Annotated in this window: 11 protein-coding genes; 3 read left to right on the top strand and 8 right to left on the bottom strand. The window is 73.7% G+C overall.

The genetic code is table 11. The features are described 5' to 3' along the window. Nucleotides 1-13: 13 nt before the first annotated feature. From QSK36_RS04985 to QSK36_RS04975, 3 genes are read right to left on the bottom strand one after another with little or no spacing between them, the layout of a single operon-like run. Nucleotides 14-3,436, bottom strand: a complete 3,423-nt coding sequence (locus QSK36_RS04985; RefSeq protein ID WP_285781498.1) for a bifunctional glycosyltransferase/CDP-glycerol:glycerophosphate glycerophosphotransferase — start codon at nt 3,434-3,436, stop codon at nt 14-16. A 41-nt stretch (nt 3,437-3,477) separates the two neighbouring features. Next, complete coding sequence (locus tag QSK36_RS04980; protein WP_285781497.1) at nt 3,478-5,088, bottom strand: glycosyltransferase family 2 protein; 1,611 nt, start codon at nt 5,086-5,088, stop codon at nt 3,478-3,480. Then, on the bottom strand, nt 5,085-6,998 hold the full coding sequence (locus tag QSK36_RS04975; protein WP_285781496.1) for a glycosyl transferase family 2: 1,914 nt from the start codon (nt 6,996-6,998) through the stop codon (nt 5,085-5,087). Before QSK36_RS04975 ends, QSK36_RS04980 begins: the two co-directional genes overlap by 4 nt. A 219-nt stretch (nt 6,999-7,217) precedes the next feature. On the opposite strand from QSK36_RS04975, the gene QSK36_RS04970 reads away from it, so the two are divergent. After that, nucleotides 7,218-7,955: a polysaccharide deacetylase family protein gene (locus QSK36_RS04970; protein WP_285781495.1), complete on the top strand. Its 738-nt coding sequence runs from the start codon at nt 7,218-7,220 to the stop codon at nt 7,953-7,955. Here QSK36_RS04970 and QSK36_RS04965 read toward each other — a convergent pair. Together QSK36_RS04965 and guaA are read right to left on the bottom strand one after the other, a co-directional pair. Beyond that, entirely contained in the window at nt 7,894-9,114 is a 1,221-nt protein-coding gene (locus QSK36_RS04965) for an acyltransferase family protein (RefSeq protein ID WP_285781494.1), read from the bottom strand. The genes QSK36_RS04970 and QSK36_RS04965 overlap by 62 nt on opposite strands. Before the next feature lie 92 nt (nt 9,115-9,206). Beyond that, nucleotides 9,207-10,754: a glutamine-hydrolyzing GMP synthase gene (gene guaA, locus QSK36_RS04960; RefSeq protein WP_285781493.1), complete on the bottom strand. Its 1,548-nt coding sequence runs from the start codon at nt 10,752-10,754 to the stop codon at nt 9,207-9,209. Between the two features lie 149 nt (nt 10,755-10,903). Between guaA and QSK36_RS04955 the strand changes: the two genes are divergently transcribed. Continuing rightward, complete coding sequence (locus tag QSK36_RS04955; RefSeq protein ID WP_285781492.1) at nt 10,904-11,434, top strand: MarR family winged helix-turn-helix transcriptional regulator; 531 nt, start codon at nt 10,904-10,906, stop codon at nt 11,432-11,434. Nucleotides 11,435-11,439: 5 nt separating this feature from the next. Here the strand turns inward: QSK36_RS04955 and QSK36_RS04950 are convergent, their stop codons facing one another. Beyond that, nucleotides 11,440-12,297, bottom strand: a complete 858-nt coding sequence (locus QSK36_RS04950; protein WP_183534352.1) for a class I SAM-dependent methyltransferase — start codon at nt 12,295-12,297, stop codon at nt 11,440-11,442. A gap of 39 nt (nt 12,298-12,336) precedes the next feature. After that, nucleotides 12,337-13,002, bottom strand: coding sequence for a TetR/AcrR family transcriptional regulator (locus tag QSK36_RS04945; RefSeq protein WP_285781491.1), 666 nt, complete (start codon nt 13,000-13,002; stop codon nt 12,337-12,339). Nucleotides 13,003-13,104: 102 nt separating this feature from the next. On the opposite strand from QSK36_RS04945, the gene QSK36_RS04940 reads away from it, so the two are divergent. After that, nucleotides 13,105-15,090, top strand: coding sequence for a HelD family protein (locus QSK36_RS04940; RefSeq protein WP_285781490.1), 1,986 nt, complete (start codon nt 13,105-13,107; stop codon nt 15,088-15,090). On the opposite strand, the gene QSK36_RS04935 is transcribed toward QSK36_RS04940, so the two are convergent. After that, nucleotides 15,026-16,753 (bottom strand): FAD-dependent oxidoreductase, encoded by a 1,728-nt coding sequence (locus tag QSK36_RS04935; RefSeq protein ID WP_285781489.1) that lies wholly within the window; start codon nt 16,751-16,753, stop codon nt 15,026-15,028. The two genes, QSK36_RS04940 and QSK36_RS04935, sit on opposite strands and share 65 nt — an antisense overlap. Nucleotides 16,754-16,756 lie beyond the last annotated feature (3 nt).

Raw genomic sequence — 16,756 nt, 5'->3', positions numbered from 1 at the left:
CGCGTCGCGGAGGTCAGCTGAACAGGGCGTCCACCACCCGGCGGGCGGCCTGCCCGTCGGCCATCGGGCGATACCTCGCCAGGAACGCGGCGTACGCGTCCCGGTGCTTGTCCGCGACCTCGCCGAGGTGCGCGAGCGCGTCGAGCACCTCGTCCTCTCCCCCGGCGCCACCCCCGGCGTCACCGTGCAGCACCGGCCCCGGCGCCTCGGGCAGGAGCCACAGGTCCCGCGGCCGGCCGGCGTGCAGGAGCACCGGGCGTCCCGTCACGGCGAAGTCGAACACCGCCGCCACGTCCCCGGCGATCAGGACGTCGGCGGCGAGGTACAACTCGTGCGGGTCCGGATGGCCGCTCACGTCCCGCAGGCGGACGCCCTCCGTCCCGGCCCCCGCCGGGTGACGGACCAACAGGACGTGGCCGCCGGTCAGTCGCGCCGCCAGGCGTCCGGCGTCGAGCGTGTCGTGCTCCCCCGCGACGTACAGCAGGACGTGGGCGCGCTCCGGCAGGCCGAGGCGGCGCCGCACCTCGGCGGCACGCTCCCGGGCGCCGGGTCCGGTCAGCAGGTCGTCGCAGGGCAGGCCGGTCTCCAGCACCTCTCCCTCGAAGCCGAACGTCCGCCGCAGCAGCGGCGTCCACCACGGGCCCGCGGACACGAGATGGGTCCACTGACCCGCCCCGGAACCGCCGGCGGCGTCCTCCGACGTGTACACGGGCTGCTGCCAGGTCTGCACGACCACCTGTCCGGGCCTGCGCTCGAACCACGGCGGGAGCGGTGCGTCGGTGACGACGTAACGGCACCGGGCGAGGGCCTCGTAGTGTTCCCGTCCCAGCGTGCGCACCGGTTCGACGTCGCCGGGCAGGGCGACCTGGCCGTCCCGCACGTTCCACAGCAGCGGCAGGTCGGTTCCCCGGCGGCGCAGTTCCTCGCAGACCGCCCTCGGGCTGCCGCCGAAGCGGGTGCCCGCGCCGCCGTCGAACAGGACGGCGTCCCGCAGCGGCCTGTCCCTCATCTGGGGATAGGTCCTCGTGCGCAGCACCCGCTGGGCCTTCTTGCCGCGCTCGTCGGCGGTCAGGTCGCCGCTCACCGTCAGCACGGCCCGGCCCGGACCCGATGTGACGATCCCGAACGTACGGCGAGCCGTCTGGTGGGCCGCAGGCACGTCCGTGTCGAACTCCAGCGGCAGGTCCGTCCACTCTCCTCCGGCGGCGCGTGCCCGGATCGCCAGGGCGTACCGGCCGCGCGGCAGCGGCAGCGGCCCGGCGGGCGAGCCGACCTGCTCGGGTGTCAGCCGCGCCCGGAAGCGGGTTCCCGCTCCCTCGATCGGCAGCAGCCACTCCCCGCGCCGGGGGGTCACGCGGGTGCCGGGTGCGACGTGGTCGAGAGCGGCCACCACCAGCGCGGACATCTCGTGCGGCACCGCGAGGCCGCCCTCGACGAGCAACTCGCCGCCTCCCCCTCGGCGCGCGGGCAGCCATTCGGCGAGGTCGGCGTACGCCGCGACGGGCTGGTCCCGCAGCACCAGGCCGCCGGTGCGGTCGCGGGTCACGACGATCTCACGGCCGGCCAGGCCGTACCGGCCGGTGGGCACGTCCTCGGCGACGGTCACGGGCGTCACGGTGCCGTCGGCGGCCCGCACCTCCACCTCCCACCACGCCTCGGGCGCGGCGACCTCCGCCGGCACGGCGATCCACGGAGTCCGGGACGCGGGCAGCAGGTCCCGCAGGTCGACGACGGCCTCGAACGTACGCCGGTCGACATGCACGGGATAGGCGCGGGGGACGCCTCCGGGGCGCCGGGTGACCTGGAGCACCGGGCTCGGGCCGAGGTCGTTGACGACGTGGCCCACCAGGCGCAGGCGGCCGTCGCGCACCTCCCGCGTGACGACCCGGGCGGTCTCCCGCTCGGCCCGCAGCATGAGGGCGCCGGTCTCCCCGAGCAGCGGCGCGACGTAGTGGTCGGGGCCCACGGTGCGATACCCCGCCTGCTCGACGGTCGAGGCGGCGGCGCGCGGGTCGGTCAGCCGTCCGCGCCGCAGGACGCCCCGGTGGAGCACGCGCAACTCGACGTGCCACCGCCCGAGCCGGCCGGGCCTGGCCAGGGTCGCGGGGTCGATGGCGAGCCGGAACCCGCCCCAGTCGCGCTCCTTCGACTTCGTGGACACCCGGGCCCTGGTGACCGAGGCCGGCACCCGGACGCGCCGCCCGGTCCGCTCGTGGACGAGGGCGGCGAAGACCTGCTGGTGGACCCGCCGGGTGGGCCGCAGGTACGGCGGCGCCGCGCGTCCCTCCACCACGAGCACGCCGTTCTCCCAGCGGACCGCGTCGATGCGGTGACGCGGGACGAGTTCGTCCCTGGCCCGGGTCACGGTGGCGGGGATCTCACGGTCGGCGGAGCGGGCGAGGGGCACGTTCAGGTGGTGGCCGCCCATCCTGCGGACGAGCCGCCGGTCGGGTTTCACCTCCCGGTCCCAGGCCAGGACCTCCAGCAGGTCGGCCAGGCGGCGCAGGCGCACCAGATGCCACTGCAGCCGCCGCAGCGCGGGCAGCCCGTCGAGCACGGGCGGCGCCACGTCCTCCAGGTACAGTCCGGCGAGGTCGAGGAAGCGCTCCCGGAACGCCGGGGAGGCCTGGTCGAGCACGTCGAGGAAGTTCGTGAGGTCGCCGTCGAGCACGGCGTGGTCCCAGGCGTGGATGTGCGCGGTGAAGTTGTGCTCGCTGAGGAAGCGGCGGACCTCGGTGACGGCGGCGAACCGGTCCTTCAGATGCGCGACCTGTGTCTTGTCCTGCGTGATCGAGCGGCCGCCGCCCTCGCGCCGCCGCCACAGGTAGACCGGCGCCGGCAGCACGTCCACGGCACGCGCCAGGAAGTGGGCGCGCAGGGCCACCGCGATGTCCTCGTAGAGCACGCCTTCCGGGAAGGCGAACCCGTGGGCGTCCCAGAACGAGCGGCGCCACAGCTTGTTGGTGACCAGCCGGTCGCGCAGGAGCGCGTGCGCCCGGGTGATGTGGGTGGCCGCGGCGGCGTCGGCGAAGACGGCCCTGTGCATGGCCGACTGGCGGGCGCCGCGCCCGTCGAAGCGCAGCACGTTGCCCGTGGCGAGGTCCGATCCCGTCTGTTCCAGGGACGCCAGGAGGCATTCGAGGGCGTGCGCCGGCAGCAGGTCGTCGCCGTCGAGGAACATCAGGTGCTCCCCGGTCGCGTGCCGCACGCCCGTGTTGCGCGCCGCCCCGAGCCCCGCGTTGGCCTGGCGGACCAGCCGGAACCTGCCGTCGCGTGCCGCGAAGCCGGCGGCGATCTCGGCGCTGCCGTCGGGCGAGCCGTCGTCGACCATGACGACCTCGATGTCCTGCCAGGTCTGCGCGGCGACCGAGGCCAGGCAGCCGGCGACGTACGGTTCCACGTCGTAGATCGGAACGATCACGCTGAGGCGGGGCACGGGCGGTCCTTAGGGTCGGCGAAGCGGGAAACACGCGCGGCTCAGGCCGGGCGCACGAGCGCGCGCAGGCGCCTGCGGAGCAGCCGGGCGGTGCGGCGCAGCCGCCTGGGCCCGGAGAGGCTCAGCCGGCCCTGGTGGCGGGGACTGCGGAGCGCCCTCGCGGCCCCGGCATCTCCGGGGGCGTCCGTCCAGGCGCGGCCGGGCACCGGCGGGGCGGTCGTCGCGGCGAGCGCGGCGGGCAGGAACCCCCATTTGTCGCCCGCGTCCCACACCGTGCCGTACATCTCGTGGACCAGGTCGCCGAGGTCGTCCCCCGGCCCCGCGCAGTGGCGGGCGCGGCTCATCGCGGCGGTCCGCTCCAGGCGGGCGTGCACGACGCGGCCGTCCTCGCGCTCGTCCAGCGCGAGCGAGACGATCCCGAGCCGCTGCCGGTCGGCGTGCTTGACCACCGACCCGATGGTGCCGCGCGACGGCACCCAGCCGGGCGGGCAGTGGAAGCGGAACGGCACGGGGAAGCAGTCGTCCGGCACGGCCTCGCGGAACCGCACGCGCGGCTCGCCCTGGTAGCACGCGAGCACCAGGCGCAGGTCGAGCGAGGGGTCGCCGAGCGGGTCCCGCCGCCCGCCGCCGAGCCGTCCCCACGGCCCGACGACCGTCACCCGCACGTCGGGCAGCCGCCCGGCGAGCACGGCGTCGACGGTCGCCCTGACCTCCTCGAACGACGCGTCTCCCACCTCGACCACGACCTCGACGTACGGCACGAGGTAGGTGCGGTGGGGGTGCCTGCGCAGCCAGCGGAAGCTCGGGACGCGCTCGGCGAGGTGGGGCCAGTTGTGCCGCTTCACGTCGGGCTCGCGGCGCATGACGGTGGACCGGCCGAGGTGCCAGCACCGGCTGTGGCGGTCGGGCACGAACACGGCCCCCGCCTGGGCCAGCCGGTAGCCGAGCTCGGTGTCCTCGCCGAGGACCAGCGAGGCGTCCAGCCCTCCTGCGGCGCGCAGCAGGCGGGCGGGCACCGACGCGGTGGCCCCGACCATGACGGAGAACGCGCTGAAACCGGCCGCCCGCAGGTCGTCGGTCTGGTCCCAGCGCCGCTCGGTCCACTGCGGCGTGGCGTCCTCCTCGGCGAAGAGCTTGGGCACCGCACCCGCCTCGACTGCCGCGAGCACCTCGCTCGCCGGGACCTCGTCGAGGCCGGGCACGAACCGCAGGTGCCCGAGCACGACCAGGTAGTCGGCCAGGTGGTGCCAGCGCATCTGGGCCTCCACGTGCTCGGGGAACAGCACGAGGTCGGCGTCCAGGTAGAGGATCACCTCGCCCTCGGCCGCCTCCGCCCCCGCCGCGCAGGCGCTCGCCCTCCCCCACGCCCCACCGCGCGGGCGTACCACCCGCAGCCGATCCGGCAGCGGCCCGGCCGACGACTCGGGCGGCGGCTCCATGGGCCGATCGCCGTCGTCCACCACCACGACCTCCATGAGGTGGGCCGGGTAGGTCTGCCGGGCCAGGCTGGCCAGCGTCAGCGGCAGCGTGCGCTCCGCGCGGTATGCGGGGATCACCACGCTGACCGTGAGCGTGGGGGTCCACTCCCCCGGCGCGGGCGGCTCTCCGAGCACCCCGTAGTCGTTGAGCGGGATGCGCGTAGCCCCCGTCACGTCCTCACCTCCGCCCGCCATCGGGCACCGTCCTCCATCAGTTCGTTGAAGACCAGCCCGCGCCACTGCTCCTGGTAGGACGCGAGGAACGACTGCACGGGCTGGCGCCAGGTGTGGCCGTACGCGCTGCGGCGGCGCAGCACGTAGCCGAGGCCGTGGGTGCGGTAGATCCGGCCGCCGACGGCCTCAACCGCCTGCAGCAACTGACCGTCCACGGTCCTCGCCAGGGGCCGGAAGCCGCCGGCCGCCTCGAACGCCGCCCGGGTGACCAGCATCGTGCCCCCGGCCACCAGCGGCGCGAACCGCTCGGTGCCGATGCACCTCCTGATCGTCACGTCGAGCGGCTCCAGGTAGACGAACTCCGCGGCCGAGCCGACGAGGTCGGCGCCGCTGTAGCGCCGGGCGAGCAGGAGGTCGGCGAGGTGGTCGGGCCCGTACCAGTCGTCGTCGTCCACCTTGGCGAGGTACGAGCCGGAGGCGACGGCCGCCGTCCGGTTCAGGACCTCCCCGAACGGCATCGCGGCGGGAGCCTCGATCACGGTGACCGGCAGCCGCGTGCGGGGGATCGCCGCCTCCCGCGCGGTGAAGCCGTGGAGCCCCACGATCAGCTCGGCGCTCACGCCGCGCTGGCGCTCCATCTGCTCGACCGCGAACGGCACCATCTCCGGGCGGCGCGTGCACAGCAGGATCGAGACCCTCGGGTCCGGCGGCACCGGCAGGCCGGCGGCCAGGGCCAGACGCCGCCAGCGGGCGACGGCTCCGTGCTCGCGCAGCGCGGCCCTGCGCAGCCGGATGCTCAGCTCCTCGCGGCGCAGGTCGGACACGAGCGCCTCCCCGGTCACGGCGGCGAGCGCGGCGGCGAGGGCGGGGCCGAGCACCCGGTCGCGGGCGGGATCTGGCGCGGCGAGCACCGGGATCCCGGCGGCCGAGAGGGCGGCCACGACGCGGGCGACCTCACGCGCCCGCCCCTCCCCTGCCTGTGGGTCGAGCGCGGGCACCTCGATCCCGCGCACGTCCCGCAGGCGGGCGACGTCCACGTCCGTGACCCGTCCAGAGGCCGGAAGCCGTACGAGCATGTTCCCGCCGAGGGTGACGACGAACCCGTCCCGGTGCGCGGCGAGCGCCGCCATCCCTTGCGAGGGATGCTGGCGGAATCCGATGGGGTTGACCACGGCCTCGTCCAGCGGCGGCAGCAAGCCGTCAGAGCCGGCGACCACCGAGCCGGCAACCGCGATCACAGGGCCGTCCGCCTCCGCCCGGCGCAGCGGCAGGTCGCAGCCCGGGGCGTCGCGGCGGTCCGGCACCGGCCCGCCGGGCGGCGACAGCGTCACGTTGGGGTCGCCGGGCCGCCAGTCGGCCGTGACACCGCCCTCCAGTCCCGCAACAGGAGTGGCCGCCGCGCATCCGCCGAACAGGCCGTTCGCGACGTGGGCCACGACGTCACCGGCCGGCACCGGCTCGGTGAAGGCGGCCTCCAGATGCCAGCCGCGGCCCCGGCGGGAGACCCGCATGTCGGTCAGGTGCCGCCAGCAGGCGCCCGGAGCGGCGACAGGCAGCGGCTGGGCCGCCCAGGGCGGCACGTCGGCGACGGCGACGCGCACCCGCGTCGCCGTGGGCAGCAGGCCGCGCAGCGGTACCGCCCTGCGCAGGTCGGCCGGCGACCGCGCGGCGAGCACGACGCATGCGGTCGCGCCGGTTCCGTCCGGCGCCGCGTCCCGTACCGCCTCCCCTGCCGCGTCCGGGCTCGCCTCCGCGTCGCCCACCGGAGCTGTCGAGAGATCGGGGACGGGAACGTCCTCCAGCGGGATCCAGGGACCGGCGAAGCCCTCGACGAGGCGGCCGAGCAGCGCGGGACAGGACTCGAACCCGATCCACGTCCCCCACGCCGACCGGGTGGCGGTTCGCGTCACCCGCCCTCCTCACGCTGCCCGGTTCCTCTTCCGACCGGCCCAGCATCGCGAACCGCACTCGCGAGGGAGCAGCCTTAGTCCCTTCCTTGGCCGAAGGTTTAATCGCTCCCGTCCCAGGTGGACGAAGGTTTGTGGTCAGTACGAAACCGGACTGAAGAGGAGGAAGTTACGCGGAGCACGTTACGATGCCGCGTTATAGATCCCCCCGAGGAGTACCCCATGGCTGTACGTCGTCTGATCCCTCTGGCCGTCGCGTGCGCCCTCGCCGCGGCCGCCGCCACCCCTGCGCAGGCTCGCGGGACCGATGAACCGTACTGCGCGACCCACAAATGCATCGCCCTGACCTTCGACGACGGTCCGGGGCCGTACCTGCAGACCCTGCTTAAGACCCTCGCCACCTACAAGGCGAAGGCGACGTTCTTCCTCATCGGCACCGAGGTGAAGAAGCACCCGAAGCTCGCTCAGCAGATCGCCAAGTCGGGCCACGAGATCGGCAACCACTCGTGGGACGCCAGCTATCTGACCCAGCTGACGTACGCCCAGATCAACAAGAAGATCGGCGACACCCAGCGGCTGATCCAGAAGACGACGGGCAAGACGCCGAAGCTCTTCCGCGCGCCGGGCGGGCTGCGCAACGGCGGCGTGGAGGAGATCACCGCCAAGTTCGGGCTCATCCAGGTGCCCGGCACGACCGCCACGAAGGACTACATCAAGGATTACCGGCATGTGGACCTTCTCACCAACCGGGCCCTGGATGTGGCCGGGGAGGGCGAGGTCGTGCTGATGCACGAGACCATCAAGGAGACCGTCGAATCGATGCCCGAGGTGCTCCAGACGCTGAGCGCGGAGGGCTACAGCTTCGTGACGGTGTCCACCCTGCTCGAGGGCCAGGAGCTCACCCCGGGACAGGTATATCCCGACCGGTCGGGGATGGAGACGACGACCGCCGTCGAGTGATCCTGCGGCCCAGCGCCTGGGCCGGCGCCTCCACGAAGCGATAGGTCAGCCAGCTCAGCGTGAGCAGCGCCACGAGATAGCCGAGCGCGACGGCCGCCTGGCCGGTCGGCGTGAGCGACCGAAGGTCGCCGGCGAGCGCGTTCAGATACTTGAGCAGCGGGTGGTGCACCAGGTAGACCGAGTAGCTGATCAGGCCGAGCCAGGTCAGCACGCCGGGGACGCGCCGCCCGCGCAGCACCATGCCGAGGGCGAACGTCCCGCCGGCGAGGACGATGGTGGTGATCCACACGTCGGGCTGCACCCACCACCAGCCCGCCTGGATCGACCACACCGGCGCGGCGGCCACCAGGGCCGCCGCGGCCACGACCGGGCCGAGCCCGCCCGTGCCCCGCTCCCAGCGGTACAGGGCCGTCCCCGTGAACATCACCGCGAGGATGGCCGCCCCGAACCACGGCACGAAGCTGCCGAACACGAGCAGCACGAGCGCCATCAGGCCCAGCGCGTACGCCGCGACCGTACGGAACCGGCCGGTGATCAGGCAGGCCAGACCGGCGAGGAACAGCACGCAGGCCGCGACGGCGGGCCACGGCCCCGGCAGCAGCGGCGCCGACAGCACCAGCCCGGCGGCGACCGCCACGACGCCGAAGGCGATCGCCAGCGTCCCGCTGCGCCGGTGGGCCCCGCCCACGAACAGCGCGGTCACCAGCAGGTAGAACACCATCTCGTACGACAGCGTCCACATCGGGTCGGCCAGGGCGCCGGTGTGGACGACGTCGAGCAGCATGCTCACGTGCGCGGCCACGGCCGACGGATGCCGGGGCACCTCCTGGCGCACCGGAACCCAGAACGCCATGACGAGCACGGCGGCGATCACCAGCAGGTAGAGCGGGTAAAGCCGGAACACCCGGCTGACCCAGAACGCTCCGACGTCGCCCCTTTTCTCCAGGGACGCGGGGATGATGTACCCGCTGACCAGGAAGAAGACCAGCACGCCGTACATGCCGAGGCTGAACCAGTAGGGACGCAGCGACGGCATGAGCCAGGGCAGCGCGTGCTCGGCGACCACCGCCAGCGCGCCGATCCCCCGCAGGGCGTCGAGCCACGCGAGCCGGGTGACCTTCGCACCTGACCGATCGGTGACGGGGTGAGTGGCAATCACACCGCGCCACTCTATCCGGCACGGCCGGGATCATTCCGATTGATCCCCACTCATTGATCCCCGCTTACCGATCCCCGATCAATGATCCGCGGTCACTCCCACTCGATGGTGCCCGGCGGCTTGCTCGTCACGTCGAGGACCACCCGGTTGACCTCCCGGACCTCGTTGGTGATCCGGGTGGAGATTCGCGACAGCACGTCGTACGGCACCCGCGCCCAGTCGGCGGTCATGGCGTCCTCGGAGGTCACCGGCCGCAGGACGACGGGATGGCCGTAGGTGCGGCCGTCACCCTGCACGCCGACCGAGCGGACGTCGGCGAGCAGCACGACCGGGCACTGCCAGATGTCGCGGTCGAGACCGGCGCGGGTGAGCTCCTCGCGGGCGATGGCGTCGGCCTCGCGCAGCAGGTCGAGGCGCTCGCGGGTGACCTCGCCGATGATCCGGATGCCGAGGCCGGGCCCGGGGAACGGCTGGCGCCAGACCATCGCCGCGGGCAGGCCCAGCTGCTCGCCGGCCCGCCGCACCTCGTCCTTGAACAGCGTGCGCAGCGGCTCGACCAGTTCGAACTTGAGGTCCTCGGGCAGGCCGCCCACGTTGTGGTGCGACTTGATGTTCGCGGTGCCGGTGCCGCCGCCGGACTCGACCACGTCGGGGTAGAGCGTGCCCTGCACGAGGAAGTCCACCGGCCCGTCGGCGAGGATCGCGCGCTGCTCGTCCTCGAAGACCCGGATGAACTCCCGGCCGATGATCTTGCGCTTCTCCTCCGGGTCGGTGACGCCCGACAGCGCCTTGAGGAAGCGCTCGGAGGCGTCCACGACGCGCAGCTTGACGCCGGTCACCTCGACGAAGTCGCGCTCGACCTGCTCGGCCTCGCCCTTGCGCAGCAGCCCGTGGTCGACGAAGACGCAGGTCAGCCGGTCGCCGATGGCCCGCTGGACGATCGCGGCGGCGACGGCGGAGTCGACGCCGCCCGACAGCGCGCAGATCGCCCGGCCGTCGCCCACCTGGGCGCGCACGGCCTTCACGGCGTCCTCGACGATGTTGAGCATGGTCCACGAGGGGCGGCAGCCGGCCGCCTCGAGGAAGTGCTTGAGCACCTGCTGGCCGTGCTCGGAGTGGAGCACCTCGGGGTGGAACTGCACGCCGTAGAGGCCGCGCGAGGGGTCCTCCATCGCGGCGACGGGGGTGGCGGCGGTGGCGGCGGTGACGGCGAACCCGGCGGGGGCGCCGACCACGGAGTCGCCGTGGGACATCCAGACGGTCTGCGCGACGGGCAGGCCGGCGAACAGCAGGCCCTCCTGGAGGACCTTGAGCGCGGTCCCGCCGAACTCGGCGGAGTCGGTCCTGGCGACCTCGCCCCCGAGCGCCCGGGCCATTGCCTGGAAGCCGTAGCAGATGCCGAAGGTCGGCACCCCGGTCTCGAACAGGCCGTCGGGAACCGGCGGGGCACCCTCGGCGTACACCGACGAAGGGCCGCCGGACAGGATGATCGCCTTGGGCTTCCTGGCCAGCATCTCCGACACCGGCATCGACGACGGGACGATCTCGGAGTAGACGTGGCACTCACGCACCCGTCGCGCGATCAGCTGCGCGTACTGCGCGCCGAAGTCCACGACAAGGACCGTGTCGAACTCAGACACTGGAAAGGACCCCCATGAAGGCAGCGAGGCGGTAACGCCAGTCTATCGGCGCGGTGACGCTGCCCGCCCGGGCGTGCCGCAGCCGGCGCCGGCCCAAAACTTGGCCGACCAATATACAGAGGGTACGATGACCGGGTAAGGAGGTCCCCATGGTGGAGAGGGTGGAGTCGCCGGCCCAGGACGCCCCGGAATGCCCCGCGGACGCCTCGGAACGCCCCGCGCCGCCCGTGGACGTCGAGGACTCGCTGGGCTGCCTGATGGCCACGGCCTCGCTGGGGCACCGGGTCCTGCTGGGCGCCCTGCTGGCGGAGATCGATCTCTATCCGGGACAGGACCGCGTGCTCAACGTGCTGTGGGCGCACGGCCCGCAGTTCCAGAACAAGCTGGCGGCGAAGCTGGGCATCGACATGTCCACGATGACCAAGACCCTTCAGCGCCTGGAGCGCAGTGGCCTGGTGAGCCGTTCGCCGTGCGCCACGAACCGGCGCCTCAGCATCGTCAGCACGACTCCGAAGGGCGACGCCCTGCGCCCGAGACTTCGCCGCATCGAGGAGGAGGTCCACCGGAGACTGGCGCGCGGCCTGACGCCGGAACAGGTGGAGACGCTCTGCTCGCTGCTCGCCGTGGTCCGGGACAACACCTGCCGCGAGGCCCTGCGCTCACCCGGCGCCGGGGGCTGACCTCGTCAGGCCCTCCGGCGGGCGTGGGTGATCACCGAGATCCCGCTGCCGGCCAGGGCGTCCGGACGCTCCCGGAGGGCGGGGCCGGCGGCGTCGCACTCCGGCACCTGCTCGACCACCTCGAAGCCGTGCTCCTCCAGCAGGTCCGCCGCCTCCCGCGGGCTCAGGAACGTCAGCCAGGGCTCACCGCCGCCCGCCACCAGCGGCATCAGGGCCTCGGCGTACGCCCGGGCACGCGGGCCGCGCAGGGCCTCGGGCAGCAGGTGGTCCACGACGATCTCACTGCCGGGGGCGAGGCGGCCGAGCCCGGCCAGCGTACGCGCGACGGCCTCGCGGGTGAGATAGACGGTCACGCCGAGCCAGCTCACGAACGCCGGCCGGGCGAGGTCGAACCCGTGCGCGACGAGCCGGTCGACGGGGCACTCCCCGGCCTCCATGTCCACGGGGACGTACGTGAGGCGGTGTGGCGCCGGGAGGCCCGCACGCGCCATCGCCTCCCGCTTCCAGCACTGCGTGCCCGGGTGGTCCACCTCGAAGACCTCGACAGGGCCTGAGGCCGACCTGCAGGCGTAGGTGTCCAGCCCCGCGCCGAGGATCACGTACTGGCGGACGCCCCGCCGTGCTGCGCCGGCCAGGCGGTCCTCGGTGTAGCGGCCTCGGGTGACCACGGCCGCGCGCAGCCCGGCGAGGACGGGGTGGTCCGCCATCTCGCGGTGCGGGCGCACGTAGTGCTCGGCGCACTCGCCCAGCAGGGCGTACGCGAAGGGGTCGCGGAAGACGACCGGCTCCCCGTCGACGATCAGGTGCGCGGCGCGCGCCGCCGCCGTGTGGAGCGCGGTCCCGCTGGGCCCCTCGGTCTGCACCCGTCGAGCGTAGACCGCCTCAGCGATCTTGGCGATGGGTCACAGGCCGTGCGCCCGCGCGCCGTGCCGTAGCAGTTCGAAGGCGGTGCCGGCGGCGGCGACGGCCTCGCCGTACACCTCGTCCGCCGTCCGGCCGGACGCCAGCGCCGCGTAGTTGTCCCTGGCCAGGATCTGCCGGACGGCGACGTACTGCGCGGCCACCAGGCGCGACGTCAGGCGCGGCACGGGATGGGACGTGCTCCCGGGAGCGCCGGGCGCGGGACCCGCCGCCTCGCTCATCGCCTGCGCCAGCGCCTCCGTGTCCGCCGCGGCGTACTCGGCCACGCGGGACGCCAGGCTGGGGGTGTCGAACACGAGGCGGTGGTAGGCCAGCACCGCCGGATGGTCACACAGGCCCGTGGTCGGCTCGCGGGCCTCCAGCCCGGCCATGAAGGCGTCGTGCAGCGCGTCCAGCGGGGTCCGCCCGGCCGGGCGGGCGCGCACCACGGCCGCCGCCTCTCCCCTGTGGTCGGCGATCCGCTGCAGGACCAGATCCTCCTTGGAGGGGAAATACCGGAACAGCGTGGGCTTGGAGACCTCCGCCGCGGCCGCGATCTCGGCCACGCCCACCCGGTCGAAGCCGTGTTCCAGGAACATCGCGATCGCGACCTCGGATATGGCCCGGCGGGTCCGCTCCTTCTTCCGCGTCCGCAACCCCTCGACCATGCGCACAGGCTAGCAGCATTGCCAAGAAAAGTTAACCCGGTTGCATTTTTAATCGAGTTGCTGTTCCATGCCCCTACGGCGACCGGGGGAAGGAGACGGCGGATGACCCCGCTGGAGGAGGAACAGGCGTACGTCGAACGCTGCAGGGAGGGCCTGCGCCGGATGCTGGACGGCGCCAGGCACAACGTGGTCATCGGGGAGACCGTGGCGGGCGACCGCTACAGCGCCGAGCGGCTGGGCCGCCATTTGAAGAGCCTGGCGAAGGAGCTCGGCGAGGACGACGGAGGGCCGCCGTTCTTCGGGCGCCTCGACTTCGGCCCGGACGTGAGCGAGCACGCGGGGCAGCGCTACCACATCGGCCGCCGCCACGTCTCCGCCGACGGCGGCACTCAGCCTCTGGTGATCGACTGGAGGGCGCCGGTCTCCCGGACCTTCTACCAGGCGTCGGCCCGGGATCCCCGGGGCGTGGCCGTACGGCGGCGCTTCGGCTGGGCGGGCGGGGAGCTGACCGGCTTCGAGGACGAGCGCCTCAACCTCGGCGTGGATCTGGGCGGCGCGGGCCGGATCCTGACGGCCGAGATCGAACGCCCCCGGGTCGGGCCGATGCGCGACATCGTCGCCACCATCCAGCCGGAGCAGGACGACCTGGTCCGCGCCGACCTGGAGGAGTCCCTGTGCGTCCAGGGCGGGCCGGGCACCGGCAAGACCGCCGTCGGCCTGCACCGCGCCGCCTACCTGCTCTACGCCCACCGCAGGCGGCTGTCGCGCGGCGGTGTGCTCGTGCTCGGCCCGAATCGGGCCTTCCTCGGCTACATCTCCGCCGTGCTGCCGGCCCTGGGCGAGGTCGACGTCGAACAGACCACGCTGGACGCGCTCCTCGCCCGGGTCCCGGTCAAGGGGATCGACGGCACGGACGCCGCCGTGGTCAAGCACGACGTGCGCATGGCCGAGGTGCTGCGCAGGGCGCTCCACCTGCGCGTCCGCGAGCCCGCGGAGCCGCTCGCCGTGGCCGACGGCTCCTCTCGCTGGCGGGTCTCGCAGGACGAACTGCGCCAAGTGGTCGAGGAGACCCGGCACGAGGCGGTGCCGTACGGCGTGGGCCGCGAGCGCGTCATCGCCCGCGTGGCGTCACTCGTGCGGAGCCGGGCGGAGGCCCGCGGCCGGACGATCGACACGGCGTGGACGCGCAGGACCACCCGGGCCGTCGCCGCCGCCGTGGACGCCTTCTGGCCGGCCGTACGCCCCGAGGAGGTGCTGTTCGAGGTGCTCAGCGATTGCTCTGAGGCCGCCGAGGGCGTGCTCACGACGGCCGAGCGGGCGGCGATCACCTGGGCGAGACCGCCGCGCACCTACCGGAGCGCCTCCTGGACGACGGCCGACCTGATCCTGCTGGACGAGCTCGCCGGCCTTGTCGAGCGCCCGCGGGGATACGGCCACGTGATCGTCGACGAGGCGCAGGACCTGTCGCCGATGCAGTGCAGGGCCGTCGCCCGGCGCAGCGAGCACGGCTCGCTCACCGTGCTCGGCGACCTGGCGCAGGGCACGACCCCGTGGGCCGCCCACGACTGGGGCGAGCAGATGGCGCACCTGGGCAAGCCGGCGGCCGCGGTCATGGCGCTCACCACCGGTTTCCGCACGCCCGCCGCCGTCGTCGAGCTCGCCAACCGCCTGCTGGCCGAGCTCGCGGTGGACGTGCCGCCTTCCCGGTCATTCCGGCGCGACGGCCGGTTGCGGGTGCTGCACGGGGACGACCCGGCGGTCGTGACGGCGGTGGTCGAGGCGCTCGGCCACGAGGGCTCGATCGGCGTCATCGCCGCCGACGCGTCGGCCGGCCGCCTGCGCGCCGCGCTCACGGACGCCGGTCTGGCCGTCGCCGACGGCCCCACGCCCGACCCGTCCGTGCGGATCTCCATGGTGCCCGCCACCCTGTGCAAGGGCCTGGAGTACGACCACGTCGTGCTGGCCGAGCCCGCCGAGATCGTCGCGGCCGAGGAGCGCGGGCTGGGCAGGCTCTACGTGGCGCTCACCCGCGCGGTGTCCCGTCTCGACGTGGTGCACTGCCGTCCGCTGCCGTCCCCCCTGACGTGATGCCCACGATCGGCAGGCGCAGCGCGCCCGGCGCCGACGCGGGGACCACCGGCCGCACGGGCGCGACCGGCCCGAGCCGCATGTACGCGGAGCCGAGGGCGGGGCGCGGGTCCGCCTCGCCCTTGTTCGGCCACAGCGCCATCGCGCGCTCGGCCTGGGCCGTGATCGTGAGCGAGGGGTTCACGCCGAGGTTGGCCGACACGGCCGAGCCGTCCACGATGTGCAGGCCCTCGTAGCCGTAGACCCGGTGGTAGGGGTCGATCACACCGGTCTCGGGCGAGTCGCCGATCGCGCAGCCGCCGAGGAAGTGCGCCGTCGCCGGGATGTCGAACAGATCGAGCCAGGAGCCGCCGGGAAGGCCGCCGATCTCCTCGGCCGCCAGGCGGACGGCCTCGTGCCCGGCGGGGATCCAGGTGGGGTTCGGCTCGCCGTGGCCCGGGCCCGCCCGCAGCTTCCCGCCCTTGAGCGAGAGCGTGATCGAGTTGTCCTTGGCCTGCATGACGAGGGCGATGACCGTGCGCTCCGACCACCTCCGGTGGTTGAACAGCCGGGGCAGCAGGTGGGGCCGCCGCAGGGCCGCACCGATGAACTTCAGCCAGCGCGGCGCCCGCCCGCCCCCGTCCACGAGCAGCGTGCGCAGCAGTCCCATGGCGTTGGAGCCGTCGCCGTACCGGACCGGCTCGATGTGCGTCTCGGCGTCCGGGTGGATCGAGGACGTGATCGCCACGCCGCGGTTGAGCTTGGCGCCCTTCGTGGTGAGGCGTTCGAAGCCGAGCAGGGCCTCGGAGTTCGTCCTGGTCAGCGCGCCGAGCCGGGGCGAGATCCGGGGCAGTGTGGTGGCCCTGAGCCGGTGGAGCAGGTGCTGCGTGCCGTACGTCCCCGCGGCGAAGACCACCTGTCCGGCGGTCAGCGTGCGGGTGGGGCCGAACGGTCCTGTTCGCCTCACCGTGATCTCGTAGCCGCCCTCGATGGGCCGCACACCGGTCACGGTGGTCTCCGGGTGGACCTTCGCCCCGGCCTTCTCGGCCAGGTAGAGGTAGTTCTTGATCAGCATGTTCTTGGCGCCGTGGCGGCAGCCGGTCATGCACTCGCCGCACTCGGTGCAGCCGCGGCGGCGCGGCCCCGCGCCGCCGAAGTAGGGGTCGTCCACCTCGACGCCGGGCTCGCCGAAGAACACCCCGACAGGGGCGAGATGGAAGGTGTGGCCGACGCCCATCCGCTCGGCGACCTTCTTCATCACCTCGTCGGCGGCGGTGACCGTGGGGTTGTCCACCACGCCCAGCATCCGCCTGGCCTGGTCGTAGTAGGGCGCGAGCTCGGCCTTCCAGTCGGTGATGTGCGCCCACTGGGGATCGCGGAAGAACGGGTCGAGCGGCTCGTAGAGGGTGTTGGCGTAGACGAGCGAGCCGCCGCCCACGCCCGCGCCGGCCAGCACCATCACGCCGTTGGCGCCCCGCAGGACGTGGATGCGCTGGATGCCCTTCAGGCCGAGCGCGGGCGCGAACAGGAAGTCCCCGGCCCGCCAGGAGGTCTTCGGCAGGGTCTTCTCGTCGAACCGCCGGCCGGCCTCCAGGACGCCGACCGAATAGCCCTTCTCGGTGAGCCGCAGCGCGGTCACGCTCCCGCCGAACCCCGACCCGATCACCGCGACGTCGTAGTCCAACGC

Source organism: Microbispora sp. NBRC 16548 (assembly GCF_030268985.1).
GTDB lineage: Bacteria > Actinomycetota > Actinomycetes > Streptosporangiales > Streptosporangiaceae > Microbispora > Microbispora catharanthi.
This window is presented reverse-complemented; position numbering and strand designations above follow the sequence as displayed.